Annotated in this window: 18 protein-coding genes; 9 read left to right on the forward strand and 9 right to left on the reverse strand. The window is 56.7% G+C overall.

Annotation, left to right across the window (positions count from 1 at the left end):
• Window positions 1-49: 49 nt before the first annotated feature.
• Window positions 50-949: a MurR/RpiR family transcriptional regulator gene (locus AC2TAD_RS00005; protein ID WP_480865389.1), complete on the reverse strand. Its 900-nt coding sequence runs from the start codon at window positions 947-949 to the stop codon at window positions 50-52.
• A gap of 89 nt (window positions 950-1,038) precedes the next feature.
• Here AC2TAD_RS00005 and AC2TAD_RS00010 point away from each other — a divergent pair, with 89 nt between their 5' ends.
• The 3 genes from AC2TAD_RS00010 to AC2TAD_RS00020 all read left to right on the forward strand — a co-directional run bounded on the left by AC2TAD_RS00010 (window position 1,039) and on the right by AC2TAD_RS00020 (window position 3,583).
• Window positions 1,039-1,797 carry a beta-keto acid cleavage family enzyme gene (locus AC2TAD_RS00010; RefSeq protein ID WP_480865391.1) on the forward strand — a complete coding sequence of 253 codons (759 nt, stop codon included), beginning with the start codon at window positions 1,039-1,041 and terminating at the stop codon, window positions 1,795-1,797.
• Complete coding sequence (locus AC2TAD_RS00015) at window positions 1,794-3,110, forward strand: aspartate aminotransferase family protein (protein WP_480865393.1); 1,317 nt, start codon at window positions 1,794-1,796, stop codon at window positions 3,108-3,110. Before AC2TAD_RS00010 ends, AC2TAD_RS00015 begins: the two co-directional genes overlap by 4 nt.
• 71 nt (window positions 3,111-3,181) lie before the next feature.
• The gene (locus AC2TAD_RS00020) at window positions 3,182-3,583 is read left to right on the forward strand and encodes a hypothetical protein (RefSeq protein ID WP_170750977.1); all 402 of its coding nucleotides are present in this window, start codon (window positions 3,182-3,184) and stop codon (window positions 3,581-3,583) included.
• A gap of 35 nt (window positions 3,584-3,618) precedes the next feature.
• Here the strand turns inward: AC2TAD_RS00020 and infC are convergent, their stop codons facing one another.
• From infC to cobA, 7 genes are all read right to left on the reverse strand, one after another.
• Window positions 3,619-4,209 carry a translation initiation factor IF-3 gene (infC, locus tag AC2TAD_RS00025; RefSeq protein ID WP_331251861.1) on the reverse strand — a complete coding sequence of 197 codons (591 nt, stop codon included), beginning with the start codon at window positions 4,207-4,209 and terminating at the stop codon, window positions 3,619-3,621.
• Window positions 4,210-4,326: 117 nt separating this feature from the next.
• On the reverse strand, window positions 4,327-5,160 hold the full coding sequence (locus AC2TAD_RS00030) for a ferredoxin--NADP reductase (RefSeq protein ID WP_170354002.1): 834 nt from the start codon (window positions 5,158-5,160) through the stop codon (window positions 4,327-4,329).
• A 105-nt stretch (window positions 5,161-5,265) separates the two neighbouring features.
• Window positions 5,266-5,673, reverse strand: a complete 408-nt coding sequence (locus AC2TAD_RS00035; RefSeq protein WP_480865395.1) for a DUF934 domain-containing protein — start codon at window positions 5,671-5,673, stop codon at window positions 5,266-5,268.
• Window positions 5,670-6,431, reverse strand: a complete 762-nt coding sequence (locus tag AC2TAD_RS00040; RefSeq protein WP_480865397.1) for a phosphoadenylyl-sulfate reductase — start codon at window positions 6,429-6,431, stop codon at window positions 5,670-5,672. Before AC2TAD_RS00040 ends, AC2TAD_RS00035 begins: the two co-directional genes overlap by 4 nt.
• On the reverse strand, window positions 6,421-8,085 hold the full coding sequence (locus AC2TAD_RS00045; protein ID WP_480865399.1) for a nitrite/sulfite reductase: 1,665 nt from the start codon (window positions 8,083-8,085) through the stop codon (window positions 6,421-6,423). The genes AC2TAD_RS00040 and AC2TAD_RS00045 overlap by 11 nt, the downstream gene beginning before the upstream one ends.
• A gap of 65 nt (window positions 8,086-8,150) precedes the next feature.
• Window positions 8,151-8,465, reverse strand: coding sequence for a DUF2849 domain-containing protein (locus AC2TAD_RS00050; RefSeq protein WP_170354009.1), 315 nt, complete (start codon window positions 8,463-8,465; stop codon window positions 8,151-8,153).
• Entirely contained in the window at window positions 8,465-9,241 is a 777-nt protein-coding gene (cobA, locus tag AC2TAD_RS00055) for a uroporphyrinogen-III C-methyltransferase (RefSeq protein WP_480865401.1), read from the reverse strand. The genes AC2TAD_RS00050 and cobA overlap by 1 nt, the downstream gene beginning before the upstream one ends.
• 141 nt (window positions 9,242-9,382) lie before the next feature.
• Here cobA and AC2TAD_RS00060 point away from each other — a divergent pair, with 141 nt between their 5' ends.
• A complete protein-coding gene (locus AC2TAD_RS00060; protein ID WP_170354013.1) occupies window positions 9,383-9,862 on the forward strand; it encodes an Lrp/AsnC family transcriptional regulator in 480 nt (159 codons plus the stop codon).
• Window positions 9,863-9,866: 4 nt separating this feature from the next.
• On the opposite strand, the gene AC2TAD_RS00065 is transcribed toward AC2TAD_RS00060, so the two are convergent.
• Window positions 9,867-11,048 carry a cytochrome P450 gene (locus AC2TAD_RS00065; protein WP_480866630.1) on the reverse strand — a complete coding sequence of 394 codons (1,182 nt, stop codon included), beginning with the start codon at window positions 11,046-11,048 and terminating at the stop codon, window positions 9,867-9,869.
• Between the two features lie 47 nt (window positions 11,049-11,095).
• Between AC2TAD_RS00065 and AC2TAD_RS00070 the strand changes: the two genes are divergently transcribed.
• The 5 genes from AC2TAD_RS00070 (at window position 11,096) to AC2TAD_RS00090 (ending at window position 17,581) form a co-directional block, all read left to right on the forward strand.
• The gene (locus tag AC2TAD_RS00070) at window positions 11,096-12,829 is read left to right on the forward strand and encodes a sensor histidine kinase (protein WP_170750991.1); all 1,734 of its coding nucleotides are present in this window, start codon (window positions 11,096-11,098) and stop codon (window positions 12,827-12,829) included.
• Window positions 12,826-14,055: a sigma-54-dependent transcriptional regulator gene (locus AC2TAD_RS00075; RefSeq protein WP_480865404.1), complete on the forward strand. Its 1,230-nt coding sequence runs from the start codon at window positions 12,826-12,828 to the stop codon at window positions 14,053-14,055. The genes AC2TAD_RS00070 and AC2TAD_RS00075 overlap by 4 nt, the downstream gene beginning before the upstream one ends.
• 363 nt (window positions 14,056-14,418) lie before the next feature.
• Window positions 14,419-15,420, forward strand: a complete 1,002-nt coding sequence (locus AC2TAD_RS00080) for a DctP family TRAP transporter solute-binding subunit (protein ID WP_170354021.1) — start codon at window positions 14,419-14,421, stop codon at window positions 15,418-15,420.
• Between the two features lie 107 nt (window positions 15,421-15,527).
• Window positions 15,528-16,205: a TRAP transporter small permease gene (locus AC2TAD_RS00085; protein ID WP_170750993.1), complete on the forward strand. Its 678-nt coding sequence runs from the start codon at window positions 15,528-15,530 to the stop codon at window positions 16,203-16,205.
• Window positions 16,205-17,581, forward strand: coding sequence for a TRAP transporter large permease (locus AC2TAD_RS00090; RefSeq protein WP_170354025.1), 1,377 nt, complete (start codon window positions 16,205-16,207; stop codon window positions 17,579-17,581). Before AC2TAD_RS00085 ends, AC2TAD_RS00090 begins: the two co-directional genes overlap by 1 nt.
• The last annotated feature ends 12 nt before the right edge of the window (window positions 17,582-17,593 follow it).

Below are 17,593 nucleotides of genomic sequence, written 5' to 3' on the forward strand. Positions count from 1 at the left end.
CCTGTAGCTAAATCAAACGTCAGCCCTGAAGCAAAAAACAGGGCTGACTTTAGGATCGACGAAGTCGCGGGAGTTTGGACGGTTGCCAATACGCGCCGGTATCTTCGCGCGCTTTTTGGTAGCGCTCGACTCTTTTGCGCGCATCTTCGCCACAGGTTTCAAATAGATGTCCCAAAAGGCAATCCAGAACCGCCGTAGCACCCGCGAAGTTGGAAAAATGATGCTGAGATCGGGTGCTGACCTGAAAAACAACGTCAGGTTCGATGCCTGGGGCGATCACGTCGCTTTCGGAAATCAAAATGACTTTCAACCCCCTTTGTGTTGCAAAGCGCATCGCGGCGATTGTTTCGGCGGAATAGGGATGAAACGTGATGGCGATCAGGCAGTCCCGATCATTCGAGTCCAACAGGTCATCGATGACGGACCCCGAATGTCGCGGAGCAAGCTGTATGCCAGGATGCGCCATGCGACCCGCGTATGAAAAATAGTAGGCTAAGGCATGGCTTGCCCGAGTTGCTGTCACAAAACATCTGTTTGATTCGGTGATGTAGTGAATGGTTTTTGAAACCTTCGCAGGCTGCATAAGTCTCAGAGAGCGGGTCACGACATTCAATGAATTGTGCGCGAACTTCGCTTGTGCCCGATCCAGTTCACTTCCGGACTCTGTGGTGTCCAGCCACTCTTGGCCCAGCTGGGATTCTTGGTCCGTGACCAGAGTTTTGCGGAAGGGTGTGCGGAACGCTTCAAAGCCATCATACCCCATGCGCTGAGCCAACCGAACCAAGACGTTCGGGCTGACACCGATATTACTGGCCGTAACCCTAATAGAGTCCAACGCGAAGTCGCCGGGGTGATCGATAATATACTTAGCCGCCGCCTGAAGGCCCGGTGGCATTGATGAGATGTCGTCTCGCAGCTTGTGCGTAATTTGGGTCGGTGTATCTGGCATAGTGTAAAAAAACATTAGTTATGAAAATTGTAAATTAAAAACGTGTTCGCACACAACTAGAGTGAGCCCAAGCAATCAAGGCCGCATCGATGAAGCGCACACCCCGTCCTTACGTTTTGGTCGCGCCAAATGGCGCGCGTCGCACGTCGCAAGACCACGCAGAACTTCCTGTTTGGATCGACGATATAGTGTCGACGGCAAAGGCATGTTTTTCTGCCGGAGCACACGGTCTCCATCTGCATGTGCGTGACGAACAAGGAGTGCATTCGTTGGATCCGGGGCGATATCTCGAAGCGATAAGCGAGTTGCGGCGCGCCGTTCCCGGCATGGATATCCAGATCACGACCGAGGCCGCCGGTATTTACGATGTTGCCGAGCAATTGGACTGTCTTACCAAGGTTCAACCTGAATGGGTCTCAATCTCGGTGCGCGAAATCGCTCGATCACCAGAATTGGCTGCAAAAGTGTACGCAGTGTGTGCGGATATGGAAGCGCACGTGCAGCATATCCTTTATGATGCTGAAGATGCGGCTCTGCTGTCCTATTGGCGGGCCAATGGAACAGTGAAATCGGCTCAGACAGACCGACTTCTGGTACTGGGACGGTATATGCAGGGGCAAGAATCCGCGCTCGAAGATTTGGATCGGTTTCCCTTGGGAGTGTCGCCCTGGATGGTCTGCGCATTCGGTAAACAGGAACACGCTTGTTTGCGTCTGGCGGCCTCGCGCGGGGGAGACGTACGGGTCGGGTTTGAAAACAGTTTGTACAGGCCAGACGGAACGGTTTGGGCGGACAATGCGGCGTCCGTGTCGACTTTGGTTACATCACTTAAGAAAGGTTCGTTATGAGCAACATATTTCCGAGACACACGAAGTCGAAACTGCCGGTCGCTGTCGCGGGTGACGGGGCGTATTTGATCGATAGTCAGGGACGTCGATACCTGGATTGCGGAGATGCAGCCGTGTCGTGCCTGGGGCATTCAAACCAGTCGGTCATCAAGGCCGTTCAGGATCAGGTTGAGAAAATTGCTTTTGCTCATACGGGGTTCATGACCTCGGAGCCGGCGGAAGCATTGGCCGAGATGTTGATACAAAATGCGCCGGGAAGTCTGGACCGCGTCTACTTTGTATCCGGAGGATCCGAAGCGACGGAAGCTGCGATCAAGTTGGCCCGACAGTATTTCCTTGAGGTTGGTCAGCCGGATCGACGGCATGTAATTGCGCGGCGTCAAAGTTACCACGGGAATACGTTGGGCGCGCTGTCTGCTGGCGGCAACGCCTGGCGTAGGGCGCAGTTTGCGCCCATGCTGATAGAGATGACGCATATCGCACCATGTTACGAATATGCTGAAAAAACTGACGGAGAGAGCAGCTTTGACTACGGCCAACGCGTCGCCAACGAGTTGGAAGATGAAATTTTGCGCCTGGGTCCGGACAGCGTTATGGCCTTTATGGCTGAACCCGTTGTCGGGGCAACTCTGGGTGCTGTCCCAGCTGTTGACGGCTATTTCAGGCGAATCCGTGAAATCTGCGACAAATACGGTGTGCTTTTGATCTTGGACGAAGTGATGTGCGGAATGGGGCGCACGGGTCACTTGTTCGCTTGCGATCACGACGGAGTTGTGCCTGACATATTGTGTATCGCGAAAGGCCTAGGGGCTGGCTATCAACCGATAGGCGCGATGCTTTGTACAGATGGGATTTACAGCGCGATCCGTGACGGGACGGGGTTCTTTCAGCACGGCCATACCTATGTTGGCCACCCCGTCGCAACGGCGGCAGCTTTGGCCGTTCTCCAGGAGCTAACCTCACGCAATTTGCCCGCCCGAGCCGGGGCGATGGGTCAAAAGCTCCAGCGTTCACTAGAAGACGCTTTTGGTCAGCATCCCAATGTCGGGGATATTCGAGGTCGAGGCTTGTTCCGGGGGATCGAGCTGGTCGCTGATCAGGGCAGCAAGCGTCCATTTGACCCGGCGAATGGACTGGCTGGAAAGATCAAACAGGCCGCATTTGCCGAAGGTCTGATCTGCTATCCTATGGCTGGTACTCGCGATGGACGTGTGGGGGACCACATTCTTCTGGCGCCGCCATTTGTCATTGAAGACACACAAATCGAAGAATTAACCTGGAAGCTGGGCAAAGCGATTTCGACCGTGCTATAACACCCTTGTGAACTGACTTTTCTTTTTAACTCAATAAAGTATTAGTCAAATTTTTTATTGGGGCGAGTGTAATGGTTAACGATATTTGGGTGAGTTTTCGAAGTCTTCCAACATGGGTTCAGATTTGGGTTCTCGTAGTTTTAATCCCGGTTAACCTTGCACCTTTGGCTTTTATGGATCAACCACACGGTGAGTTAATCGCCGTTTTGGCAGTAACCGGTATGGCCCTGAATATTCCGATCATGCTAGCCGCCCGAGGGATGAGCAAGGCGATGGCTTTGCCGCACCTGTTGTGCTGGGGGCCTTTGGTGATTGTCATCGCGATGGTGTTGTCCGCAGATTCGGCGCTTTCGCCTGAATACGCCGGTTTCCTGACGTTGCTTCTTATCATTGATACGATATCGCTTGGCTTTGACCTGCACGATTCATTCCACTGGGTAAAAGCCAGATCGCAAAACAAAAGCCCCCTTTAAAAAAGGAGGCTTCTTCAGGGTTTACGCGGTCCTGATTACTTCTGAGGAAGCGGCCCGATCATCATGATCATCTGACGACCTTCCATCTTGGGCATGTTTTCGACCTTGCCCAGTTCCTTGATGTCCTCGGCGACACGTTCCAACAATTCGCGCCCAAGGTTCTGGTGCGCCATCTCACGGCCACGGAACCGCAGAGTGACTTTGACTTTGTCGCCTTTTTCCAAAAACTTGAAAACGTTCTTCATTTTGACGTCATAGTCATGCGTATCGGTGTTGGGGCGGAATTTGACCTCTTTCACCTCGATGACTTTTTGTTTTTTGCGCGCCTCGGCTTCGCGTTTTTGCGTCTCGTACTTAAACTTGCCAAAATCCATGATCTTGCAGACCGGCGGGTTCGCATTGGGCGAAATCTCGACCAGGTCAAGGCCCGCATCTGCGGCAAGTTGCATGGCTTTGGCGGGATGAACCACCCCGACGTTATCGCCGTCAGCGCCAATCAGGCGGATTTCGGGGGCACGGATTTTTTCATTGACGCGCGGGCCGGTATCTCTCTGAGGCGGCGCGTTGTGAGGTCTGCGAGCTATGGGTTCATTCCTTTGATGATTGCAGAAATTCGAGCCCGAAATTTAGACCGCCCGGCGCGCTGATTCAAGCGTGATCCGCGCCGAAAAGGCCGAATTTCTTAGGTATCACAGCAGCTTTATGCGCCGACCACAGTCATTCCTGTGCCCGGCGCAGTCAGTTTAGCCTACAAAGGCTTTTTCGATCACGAATTCCTTGGGCTCGGAATTGGCGCCTTCGCGCAGGCCGAACTCCTCCAGAATCTCCTTGATATCCAGATTGAAAGCTAGCGACCCGCAGACCATGCCGCGATCGGTTTCCGGCTTAATGCCGCCTTCGATACCCAGATCAGCAAAGACAGTGCCGTCTTTCAGCAGGTCGGTGATGCGGCCCATCTTGGGGCTCTCTTCCCGAGTGGTGGTCGGGTAATACCGGATCTTGTCGGCGAAACCTTCGCCCATCAACTCGGCCAGCATCTCGTCCTGACGGATGTTTTCGATCAGTTGGCGACCATATTCCAGCTCGGCCACTTCGCGGCAGGTATGGGTGATGATGACCTCATCGTAATCCTCATAGGTCTGCGGCTCGCGCAACAGCGAGGCGAAGGGGGCAAAGCCGGTGCCGGTGGCAAAGAACCACAGACGTTTGCCCGGAAGCAGAGCGTCATGGACCAGCGTACCAACGGGCTTGGGTCGCAGGATGATCTGGTCGCCGGGCTTGATGTGCTGCAGCTTCGAAGTCAAAGGGCCGTCTTGCACCTTGATCGAATAGAACTCCAGCTCTTCGTCCCAGGACGGCGATGCAATGGAATATGCGCGCAGCAAAGGTTTCCCATTGTCGCCCAGCAAGCCGATCATCACAAACTCGCCCGAGCGGAAACGCAGCGAGGCAGGGCGCGACACCTTGAAGGAAAATAGGCTGTCGGTCCAATGTTTGACGTCGGTTACGGTCTGCGCGTCCGGCAGAACGGGGGCCTTTACGGCGGTTGCTTCGGTCACGGGCTTCATCTCTGTCATCGTTTCACTGCCGGTTGGGTAAACCGACATCTCCGTTTAATCTTTGATCCACGTCAGGAAAAGGGGCAGTTGCCCCAACGTCGCACTGACTGACGTAAAGTTCAGTTATCCGCGCAGGCGGGATTGATAATTGTTGTCCTGCCAGTTGGCGCGGGCCAACCACTGATCTTCGGGCTGACGTTGCGCAAGGGCCTGGTCGATCTCGACTTCGTCAAAGCCGCTGCGACGGGCCATCGCAAACTGATCGGCCAAGACATGGCCGCGCGCGCGCAAACGCCCGGTATAGCCTTTCAAGCGCAGAATGCGCGCGATGGTAAACCCGCGCCCATCGGCCGAGGACGGAAAGTCCACGCGAACCATTTTGGCGCTGCCGAGGCGGTCATACAGTTCATCCGGGTCGGTGTCCGAAGCCACATCCAGCGCAACCACGTCGTTGGCGGCGTCTTCCAGCGTGACAAACCCATCGGTCCAGTCGTCGGGGGCAAAGCCCTCATCAGTTACGATTACGTTCATGTTGTCTCTCCGGCGCGCACCATTTTGCCATCGACAAAATGGATGCCGCATTCTTCCTTGTTCTGGTCGCGCCAGCGTCCGGCGCGGGGGTCTTCGCCTTCTTTGACCGGTGAGGTGCAGGGCGCACAGCCGATCGAAGGGTATCCTTTGGCCACCAGCGGATGCCGGGGCAGGTTGTTTTCTTCCATATAGGCGCGCACGTCCTCGGGCGCCCAATGGGCCAGCGGGTTAACCTTGATCCGACCGGTGCCGTCCTCGACCTCAAAGAAGTCAAGCGCGGCGCGTGTGCCGGACTGGAACCGCTTGCGCCCTGTGATCCAGCCGCAATAGCCCGTCAGGGCTTTTTGCAGCGGGAAGGTTTTGCGCAAGTTGCAGCATGCATCCGTATCCCGCAGACGCAGCGCGCCGTAAGGGTCATCGCGCTGCACATCCTCATCTTCGGCGCGGATGATGTGGACGTTTTTCAGCCCCAGACGTTCGCTGACCTCCTGTTGGTATTCCAGCGTTTCGGTGAACAGCATCTGCGTGTCCACAAACAGCACCGGGGTCATCTTGTCGACCACAGCCGCCATATGCAGCAACACAACTGACTCGGCCCCGAAGCTGGACACTAGGGCAAGGTCTTCAATCTGTTCAATGGCACCATGCATCACGTCATGCGCGCTGTGGTGCCGGAACCGGGCGTTCAGCGCCTCGACCTGTTCGGTCAGTTCGCTGCGGTCTTTACCCAGCTCCGTCTGGATCAGATCAAGCGGCATTCGCCTGAGCCTCGGGGTACAGAGCCGCCTTGAACGGAGCCATGCCGACACGACGATAGGTCTGCAGGAACTCTTCTTCGGGGCTGTCACGCTGTTCCAGATAGGTGTTCACGATCCGCTCGACCGCGGGAACGATCTCATCATAGGCAAAGCCGGGGCCGGTCCGATCGCCGATGGCCGCTGTTTCGGTGCCGTCGCCGCCCAGAGTGATCTGGTAGTTCTCGACGCCTGCGCGATCCAGACCCAGAATGCCGATGTGGCCCACGTGGTGATGCCCACAAGCGTTGATGCAGCCCGAGATCTTGATCTTCAGGTGGCCGATATCATGCTCGAGCTTCAGATCGTCAAAGCGGGTCGCAATTTCCTGCGCAACGGGGATTGAGCGTGCGGTGGCCAATGCGCAGTAGTCCATGCCCGGGCAGGCGATGATGTCGCTGATCAGGCCGATATTGGCGGTCGCCAGCTCGTATTCCTTCAGCTTGGCGTGGATCGCGGGCAGGTCCGATTTGTGGACATGCGGCAGGATCACGTTCTGCTCGTGGCTGATGCGCAGCTCATCATAGGCGAAGGCTTCGGCCAGATCAGCCATCACGCGCATTTGCTCAGCGGTCGCATCACCCGGCGTCGCGCCGTGTTTCTTGATCGAGATCGTAACGATCGCATGATCCGCGTTCTTGTGCGGCGCGATGTTGGTGTCGACCCACGAACGGAAGACCGGATCGTTGGTATAGGCGCTTTCAAACGACGCGACCGAGCCCTGACGGAAATCAGGCGCTGCAAAGTGGCCTTTGATCTCTTCCAACAATGCCATATCGGCACCCTTGAACTGCGGGCGAACCTGCAGGAAGCGCTCGTTGACCTTGGCGCGGATGGTGTTGATGCCGTTTTCGTGGACGGTGATCTTGATGCGCGCTTTGTATTTGTTGTCGCGGCGGCCGATCTGGTTCCAGACGGACACAGTCGCTTCAAGATAGGCCAGCAGATCGTCAAAGGCGACGAAATCCGACAATTCCTTGCCGATCATCGGAGTGCGGCCCAGACCACCACCTACGATCACGCGGGCACCCAGAACGCCGTCACGCTCGACCAGTTGCAGGCCGATATCGTGTGCCTTGATCACGGCGCGGTCGTTTTCGCTGCCGGTGATGGCGATCTTAAACTTACGCGGCATGAACTGGAATTCCGGGTGATCAGTGGACCACTGGCGCAGCAGCTCGGCATAGGGGCGGGGATCGGCGATCTCATCCGCGGCGGCACCGGCGAAATGGTCCGCAGTCACGTTGCGGATGGTGTTGCCCGAGGTCTGGATGGCGTGCATGCCGACCTCGGCCAGCGCGTCCAGCATATCGGGAACGTCGTTCAGCTTGGGCCAGTTATACTGGATGTTCTGGCGGGTGGTGAAATGGCCATAGCCCTTGTCCCACTTCTCGGCCAGTAGGGCCAGTTGGCGCATCTGTGCGCTGGACAGCGTGCCATAGGGAATCGCGACGCGCAGCATGTACGCGTGCAACTGCAGATACAGGCCGTTCATCAGGCGCAGGGGTTTGAATTCATCCTCGGTCAGCGAGCCGTCGATGCGACGCTCAACCTGCGCGCGGAACTGCTTGTTACGTTCTGCCAAAAATGCTGTGTCGAACTCGGAGTAGCGATACATGATTAGCTGTCCTTAGTTGCAGCCCCGAACCTGGGGCCTTGAAAGGGGAGAGAGAGGGCCTGAGCTCAGGCCCGGGGCTGCGTTGCTGTTTCCTGCTTGCCATGGGCATAGTTGGACGGGCCAGTACGGCGGAAGTCCTCGCGGAAATGGGTGGGTTCGGGCCCGTTTTCACCAGCCACGGCATCGGCCAGATAGGCTCCAACAATCTTGTTGGCCTGACGTGCGGCGTCCAGCAGACGGACCTGTGCGTGGGCTTCGTCGGTGATCAGTTCGGCTTCGGCCAGATCACGCGACCAGCGGTCATCTTCAGTCAGGTAGATCACGTCGCCTTCCAGCAAGTCATTTGCGGTGACGATTTTGGGGGTAAAAGCGCGGGCCATCAGGCGTGCTCCTTATTGAATTCGGTCAGGGCCTGGGCCGCTTGGCGCGGTTCAAGGCCAATGAATGTGAGGGTAGGGCCGTCCATTTCGGCGGCGGTCAGATCAGCGGGTAGGCGATCCAAATTGGTGGCCATAACGCGTTGGTCGGAACGCGATGCGTTTTCGATCAACGTAACGGGGGTTTCTCGATCCGCACTGTGCATGATCAGTCGGCCTTGGATGAAACGGGCTGACTTCTTACCCATATAAATTGCTGCGACGGAACCTGGGCGCGCCAAAGCAGCCCAGTCGTGATCGGCAAAACCCTTCATGTCGTGCCCCGTCAAGAACCGGACCGAGGAATTTCGGCCACGTCGGGTCAGGCTTTGACCGATCCCAGCAATAGCTGCGGACGCCGCAGTAATACCGGGGATGATGGCCCACGAGATGCCCGAGGCTTCAACGGCCTCGATCTCTTCGTCCAGACGCCCAAACACGGTAGGATCACCGGATTTCAACCGGACGACGCGCTGTCCGTTCAGCGCATGTTCCACCAATAGTGCGTCGATATCCTGCTGCTTCCACGAGGGACCGAACCCGGCTTTGCCGACATCAACCAGAACAGCAGTCTTGCCGGCCAATTCCAAAACTTCGGCACTTATCAAACGATCATGCAAAACCACATCCGCGCATTCAAACGCGCGCAACGCCTTGAGCGTCAGCAATTCAGGATCGCCCGGACCCGCGCCGACAAAGTCGACATGTCCTGCTCCGTTATGTGAATGCGCGTTCTGCATGTTTGGTTCCGGTTCGTTTGACTTGACCTGCAATATAGGAAATATTCCCGGTATTGCGCCATATGGGTGCATAAATAAGAACAAATGTTCTTTCGACGGCGCGTTGGAGAACGTGGGTTTCGAAACAAAGGAAAAATTGGGATGTCGGTGCGAATTGACGACACAGATCGGAAAATTCTGGTTGAGCTGCAGCGCGATGCCAGCCAATCACTGGACGAAATTGCCGCGCGTGTTGGCAGTTCGAAGACCCCGGTCTGGAACCGAATCCGCAAGCTGAAGGGGGCCGGTGTGATCGGTCAACAGACCGTCTTGCTGGATGCCGAGGCACTGGGTTTTGAAGCGACGTTCTTCGTTCTTATACGCACGTCCGAACACGAAGCAGACTGGCAGCGCAAATTCCTTAAGGCCCTTCGCGACCGTCCCGAGGTGCAAGAGGCGCATCGTTTGGCGGGTGACATTGACTACATCCTCAAGGTTCGGGTCAAAAATGCGCGGGCTTACGACGAATTCTACCAAACGCTGATCTCGGAAGTGCGGGTTCACAATGTGACCGCACTGCTGTCCATGGAAGAGATCAAATCGACCACAATGCTGCCGCTGAACGCTCTGGTCGCAGAATAATCCTTCAGGTCGTGACCATGAGGCGGGTCAACCCGTGAAAGTGGTACGTGTTGGAATAGTCCGGATCGCCCTCTAGGCGCAGGGACGGGCAATGATCAAATAGGGTTTTGAGGGCGATGCGAATCTCGAGGCGCGCCAGTGGCGCGCCGACGCAGAAATGCAGCCCTGCGCCAAAGCTGGTATTTGTTACGACGTCTCGGCTGGGTAAGAACTGATTTGGATCGGCCCAAACGGAAGGGTCGCGGTTTGCAGCGCCAAGCAACAAGGCGACCTCATCGCCGCGTTTGAAGCTGTGGCCGAAAAGATCAACCTGCTCATAGGCGTAGCGTGTGAACATGTGTAAGGGCGGGTCATATCTGAGGATCTCCTCAACGGTGCCGTCAATCCGGTTCTCATCCAATACGTCTGGCCTTGTTTCGGTCTGAAGCAGTGTCTTCACGCCATTTCCCAACGCATGGACCGTCGCCTCATGTCCGGCATTCAACAAAAGCACACAAGTCGCAATCAATTCGTCCCGCGATAGCTTTTCGCCGTCTTCCTCGGCTGCGATCAGCTTTGTGATCAGATCTGGACCCGGCTCGACGCGGCGCAGGTCGATATAATTGCTTAGGAACTCAGTGAACTGCGCTGATGCCTGCGCTGCCCGGTCTTCGGTCTGGCGGGTTCGGTTTGCCTGGTACATCGCGACCATATCGTGGGACCATTGCAGAAGGTCAGGGGCCATATGCTCGGGTACGCCCAGCAACCGGCAAATGGTGATCACCGGCACCTGCGTGCAATATGTCTGCAGCAGATCGAACGGTTCGTCGGGAAATTCGTGGATAAGGTCGCGGCACAGTTGTTCGATGTCTGGGGTCATCGCGGCAATAGAGCGGGACGTAAAGGCCCTTATGACCAGACTACGCAATCGCGTGTGGCGCGGAGGTTCCAGTTCGAGAAGAGAATGATCCTCGATCGCCTGCCAAGCTGCCAGATGATCGGGGCCGGGGGTTTGCAATTCGGTTGGCTTCTCGCGCCCAAATCGTCGATCTTTCAGTAATGTCTGAACGGCTCTGTGCGATACTGCGGCAACCTTGTTGTAGTCTTCCCAGAAAAACAGGTCTCCGAACCTGCGCGCATGGTCATAAAAAGGATAGGGGTCCTGAACGAATACGGGATCAACCGGCGACTGCGAGATTTTCTTCATGCCGCGCAGACTTGCCATAGGCCGCGCTGAATGCAAGACCCTAGGATATGCACAGAGCATTCGTCGTCATAGGTTTTCTGTTCTCGGTCGCGCTGCTGTCGGCGGGCGTCTGGTCCTACGGGTTCAGGCAGGCGTTGTCGCAGCTTAGCGAGAAGGCCGAGGCCGATTTGGAACTGGCCGCGGACCGGTTAAGCACTCAGATGCAGGTCTATCAGGAATTGGCCGTTCTGATGGCGGGCCATCCTGCGCTGGCTACGCTGGACACACCCTCACAACGTCAGGCGGCACAAGCCATGTTGCTGGACGTGGCCGATAAGACAGCTGCCGTCAACATGTTATATCTGGACCGCAATGGTCGGGTTCTGACCGCTGCACAGCCGATCGCGCAGGGCAGTCTGGCGGGTCACCCAGCGTTCGAACGCGCATTGCAGGGCGCTTTGGGGAGTGCGCACGGGGTCCTTCCCGAAAGCGGTGCGCGCATTTATTCTTACGCAGCACCGACATTTGATGCATTGGGTCGGGTGCAAGGGGCCTTGATGGTCGTCGCCGATGTTCAGGATGTCGAACAAACATGGCGCGGCAGTACCGAGGCCGTTTTCTTTGTGGATTCCGAAGGGGTGGTCTTTATCTCGAACCGGTCCGACCTTCTGTTCTGGTATCGGTCCGAGGGTCAGCAGGGCCTGTCTCCGCCAGAAGGGAATGCGACCGATTTCGCCTCGACCATGATCGGTGGGCACGAGCTTTGGCGATTGGGGTGGGGCAGGTATCTGCCTGAACGTGCGCTGCACCTGACGCTTGATTTGCCCGTGATCGACATGACGGCCGAGGTTTTGGTCGATGTAGCTCCGGCGCGGCGTTTGGCGGGGCTGCAGGCTGCCGCGGTAGCTGCGATCTGTTTTGCTTTTGGTGCCTTGTTGTTCCTGGCGACGGAGCGGCGCAGGACGCTGGCGCAGGCCAATGTCGTTCTGGAAAGTCGTGTTGCGCAGCGAACCCGTGCTCTGACGGCTGCCAACACCGCTCTCAGGCGCGAAGTTCATGAGCGGCAAGAGGCTGAAACCGCATTAAAGAAAGCCCAGGCCGAGCTGATACAGGCCGGAAAACTAAGCGCATTGGGGCAGATGTCCGCCGGGATCAGCCACGAACTAAACCAGCCGCTCATGGCGATCCAGCAATTTGCCGATAATGGCACAGCATTTTTGTCGCGTGGGCGCGAGGGGCGTGCGGCTGAAAATCTGACACGCATATCCGACATGGCGGCGCGGATGGCGCGCATCATCAAAAACCTTCGGGCCTTTGCCCGAAACGAAAGTGAACCTATGGGTAAGGTCGACTTGGTTCAGGTGATCGAAACGGCTGTCGAACTGACCGATGCGCGCCTGCGGTCCGAAGGGGTCGAACTGGAATGGCAGCTGCCTTCTGGTCCTGTTTTTGCTTGGGGCGGCGAGGTGCGGCTTGTTCAGGTGTTTGTGAACCTGATCAACAACGCCGCCGATGCCATGAGCCAGCAGGATGACAAGTTGATCAATATTGCGATCGAGACGGGTGACAAACTGGCGGTCACGGTGCGCGATATCGGCCCAGGTATCGAAAACACTGAAAAACTGTTCGAGCCGTTCTATACCACCAAGGCTGTGGGATCGTCCGAGGGGATGGGGTTGGGCCTCTCGATCTCTTACGGGTTGGTCCAGAGTTTTGGTGGTAACATCCGTGGAACCAACGCGCAGACAGGGGCGATGTTCACGGTCGAGCTTGAGTATTACCGGGAAGATGAGGTCGCATGACACGAAAGGTCCTTTTGGTCGATGACGATGCGGCGGTGCGCGAGGCTTTGGCCCAAACGCTGGAGCTGGCGGATTACGCGCCCGTGACTGCTGGGTCTTTCGTAGCCGCCAAGGATCACATTCGGGCTGATTTTGCAGGTGTTATCGTGTCGGACATCAGGATGCCCGGACGTGACGGGTTTCACCTGTTGAACTACGCGCGTGAGGTTGATGCCGATCTGCCGGTGATCTTGTTGACTGGCGAAGGTGATGTCCCCATGGCCGTTCGTGCGATGGGGACAGGTGCATTTGATTTTCTCGAAAAACCATGCGCTGCCTCGGACTTGCTCGAGGTTCTGGAACGCGCACAGGCGGCGCGGCGACACGTTCTGGAACAGCGTGCCTTGAAAACTGAGTTGGAAAAAGGAGATCCAGCCGCGCGGCTTCTGTTCGGCCTGTCTGCGCAAGCCGAGCGGCTTAGGGAACGGGTTCGTACGGTTGCCCGGACAGGGGTAGAGGTTCTCGTGACCGGCCCCGCAGGCAGCGGCATTTCAAAGGTGGCTGAAGTGGTGCATTTGATGTCTCCGCAATCGCAAGGCCCGTTTGTCAAGCGCCCTGCCTCGGGGTTGACGGTGCAGGAGTTACGACATGTTTGCGAGGACGCCGCGGGGGGCTCATTGTTTTTGGATGAGATTTCGGCGATGCCGACTGAAACCCAGTACGCTGCCCTTGAAATCGTCGAGCAAGGGGTCGGCGCGCGTATCATCGCCGGAACCACTGCTGATCTCGCGCGCTTGTCTGATGCGGGACAGTTTCATGCCGACCTTTTCTATCGTTTGGACGTGATGCGGGTTCGGATACCGTCGCTTGCTGAACGCCCCGAGGATATTCCGGTGATCTTTCGCCACTATGTTGCACAAGCGGCCGAGCAGGCCGGGATTGCTGCACCGGATATCACGTCGGAACATTTGGCGTCATTGATGACGCAGGACTGGCCGGGCAATGCGCGATCCCTGATGTCAGCGGCCATGCGGTTTGTTCTTGGGATGCCGGACGAGGTCGCTTCGGCCGCTGAGCTGGGGCTGAGTGAGCAGATGGCCCAAGTCGAACGTTCGCTTTTGATTGCATCTTTGGGGCGCCACAATGGCAAGGCCTCGGACGCGGCCAAAGCGCTAAAACTGCCGCGTAAGACCTTCTACGACAAACTAGCGCGTTATGGCATTCGCCCCGAGGATTACCGAAGGTAGGTTCTCCCGCCGCCTGTCACTCCATTTTCATGCAATTCAAGGCTTTGGGCGTGGCAGTCCGCTGGTGCGGACTGCGGTGGCGCAGGTGTTGTCGGGTGATTCTAATCGTACGGTTCGAAATATGTGCGAAAATCCGCACAAAGGCAGATTTCCTTGTGTGGAATTTCGCACGTAGTCCAGGTTGGTTCACGGCAGACTTAGTTGAAACGCTGATACGTGTAATAAAAACAATGGTTTAAAACGAAGCGCGCGCATCCCCAACAAAAAGTTGAGCGGTGGCAGGCGATTCGGTTCACTGCCCGGCATAAGGCGCCTTGGCGGCGCTCTTGAGAAGTTTCTGAGAAGTCTGGGAGGAAAAGACAGATGAAATTCCTGACAACAGCCGCGACAGCAGTTGCTCTGACTGTGACGGCAACTGCCGGTATGGCAGCGTGTGACGATGGTGAGATCGTGGTGAAGTTCGCTCACGTGACGAACACCGACAAGCACCCCAAGGGTATAGCAGCGTCGCTGCTTGAGCAGCGTGTGAACGATGAAATGAATGGCGTCATGTGTATGGAGGTTTTCCCTAACTCGACCCTCTATAATGACGACAAGGTCCTTGAGGCTATGTTGCAGGGCGATGTTCAGCTAGCTGCGCCGTCGCTGTCCAAGTTTGAAAAATTCACCAAGCAATTCCGGCTATTTGACCTGCCGTTCATGTTCAAGAACATCGATGCAGTGGATGCGTTCCAAGCCTCGGCCGACGGTCAGGCCATGAAGGACAGCATGCAGCGCCGCGGCCTGCAGGGATTGGCGTTCTGGCACAATGGCATGAAGCAGATGTCCGCCAACAAGCCACTGGAAACACCGGCAGATGCTAATGGTCTGAAGTTCCGCGTGCAGTCGTCGGACGTGCTGGTCGCGCAAATGGAAGCGATCGGTGGTAGCCCGCAGAAGATGGCGTTCTCGGAAGTGTATGGCGCTCTGCAGCAGGGTGTTGTGGATGGCCAGGAAAACACCTGGTCGAACATCTATGGCAAGAAGTTCTTCGAGGTGCAGGACGGTATCACCGAAACCAACCACGGTATCATCGACTATCTGGTCGTGACCTCGGTTGACTGGCTGGACAGCCTGGACCCCGAAGTGCGCGATCAATTCCTGACGATCCTGGGTGAAGTCACCGAGACGCGCAACAAAGAAGCCTTTGCAGTCAACGAAGCGGCCAAGCAGTCGGTTATCGACGCTGGTGGCACCATCCGTGAATTGAACGCTGAACAGCGTCAGGCTTGGGTCGATGCCATGAAGCCTGTTTGGGACAAATTCGCTGGTGATGTAGGCCAAGACAAAATCGACGCCGCTCAGGCGATCAACGCCGGGTTCTGATCCGGATCGCCGCGCGTCGGGGGACTGGGGAGTTATCGACGCGCAGGCCGGGCGGGCCGCATCAGGCCCGCCCCAATCAATCATCCTAAAAATGTGGGGACAGAGAGATGTCTGGTGCGAATCCCGGCCAAGGCGGGCTGATCGACCATATCGAGGAAACCCTGATCGCGGTGTTGCTTGGCCTGATGACGGCTGTGACGTTTGCCAACGTGATCGCGCGGTTTGCCTTTAATTCCAATATCCTGTGGGCACTTGAAATGACTGTGTTCATGTTCGGGTGGCTGGTGCTGCTTGGCGCGTCTTATGCGGTCAAGAAACATGCGCATCTGGGCGTTGATGCGATCCTTAACATGCTGCCACCTGCACCGCGCCGTGTGCTGGCTCTGATCGCAGTGGCTTGCTGTCTGGTCTTTTCGTTGCTGTTGCTGAAGGGGTCGTATGACTATTGGGCTGTGTTTGCGGATCTGCCACCCACGTCGGGGCGCTGGTTCCCAACCGGGTTTGATACCGGGGCGCGCAGTCAGAGTTTTTATGAGGTTGACGATATTCCGATGGTCGCGCCGCTGCGCTTTCTGGAAGACCTGATCAACTATGGTGAAGGGTACGAGAAAATCCCAAAGGTCATTCCGTATCTGGTGCTGCCCGTATCCATGCTGTTGCTGGTGATCCGGTTTACGCAAGCCGCCATTCAAATCTGGCGCGGAGAGGCCGACCGCCTTGTCGCCAGCCACGAAGTCGAGGACGAGATCGAAGAAGTCCGCGCACAACAAGGGGTGCATGACTAATGGACGTCGTTCTTCTTTTCTCAATGGTCATTGGCTTGCTGCTGATCGGTGTTCCGATTGCGGTGGCGCTTGGCCTCAGTTCGACCCTGTTCCTGCTGATCTATTCTGACAGTTCGCTGGCCTCGGTCGCAGGCACACTGTTCGAGGCATTCGAGGGCCATTTCACCTTGTTGGCGATCCCGTTCTTTATCCTCGCGTCGTCCTTCATGACGACGGGTGGTGTGGCGCGGAGGATTATCCGGTTCTCGATTGCCTGTGTGGGGCATCTTCCGGGTGGTTTGGCGATTGCGGGTGTGTTTGCCTGTATGTTGTTTGCGGCGCTGTCAGGCTCGTCCCCGGCGACCGTGGTGGCCATCGGCTCCATCGTGATCGCGGGCATGCGTCAGGTGGGGTATTCCAAGGAATTCGCCGCTGGTGTGATCTGTAACGCTGGTACTCTGGGCATCCTGATCCCGCCGTCGATCGTGATGGTCGTCTATGCGGCCGCCGTTGAGGTGTCGGTCGGGCGCATGTTCCTTGCAGGCGTTATTCCAGGCTTGATGGCGGGTCTGATGCTGATGATCACCATCTATGTCATGGCCAAGGTCAAGAACCTGCCCAAAGGCGATTGGAAAGGGTGGGGTGAGATCTTTGCCTCGGCGCGCGAGGCCGGATGGGGCCTGTTCCTTATCGTCATCATTCTGGGTGGTATCTATGGCGGTATCTTCACCCCGACCGAGGCGGCAGCCGTCGCTGCGGTGTACTCTTTCCTGATTGCCAGCTTTGTCTACAAAGATATGGGGCCGCTCAGCACCGAAGAGGGCCAGCAGAACCTGCCTTTGATCAAAAAGCCTTATGCGCTGGTAACCGCGTTCTTTCACCCGGACACCAAGCATACGCTGTTCGAGGCCGGCAAGCTGACTGTCACGCTGCTGTTCGTGATCGCCAACGCGCTGATCCTGAAACACGTTCTGACGGACGAGCAAGTGCCACAGCACATCGCTAGCGCAATGTTGTCTGCAGGTCTGGGTCCTGTGACTTTCCTGATCGTGGTGAACGTGATCCTTCTGATCGGTGGTCAGTTCATGGAGCCCTCGGGCCTGCTGGTCATCGTCGCACCGCTGGTGTTCCCGATTGCCATCGAGCTGGGAATCGACCCAATCCATCTGGGCATCATCATGGTGGTCAACATGGAGATCGGGATGATTACACCTCCGGTCGGGTTGAACCTGTTCGTGACTTCGGGCGTGGCCGGGATGCCGATGATGAGCGTTGTGAAAGCGGCGTTGCCGTTCTTGGCCGTGCTGTTCGTCTTCTTGATCATGGTGACGTACATACCGTGGATATCGACCTTCCTGCCCAACACCTTCATGGGGCCAGAGATCATAACGAACTAAAGAAAAAGGCCG

It is taken from the genome of Ruegeria sp. HKCCD7628 (assembly GCF_057221005.1).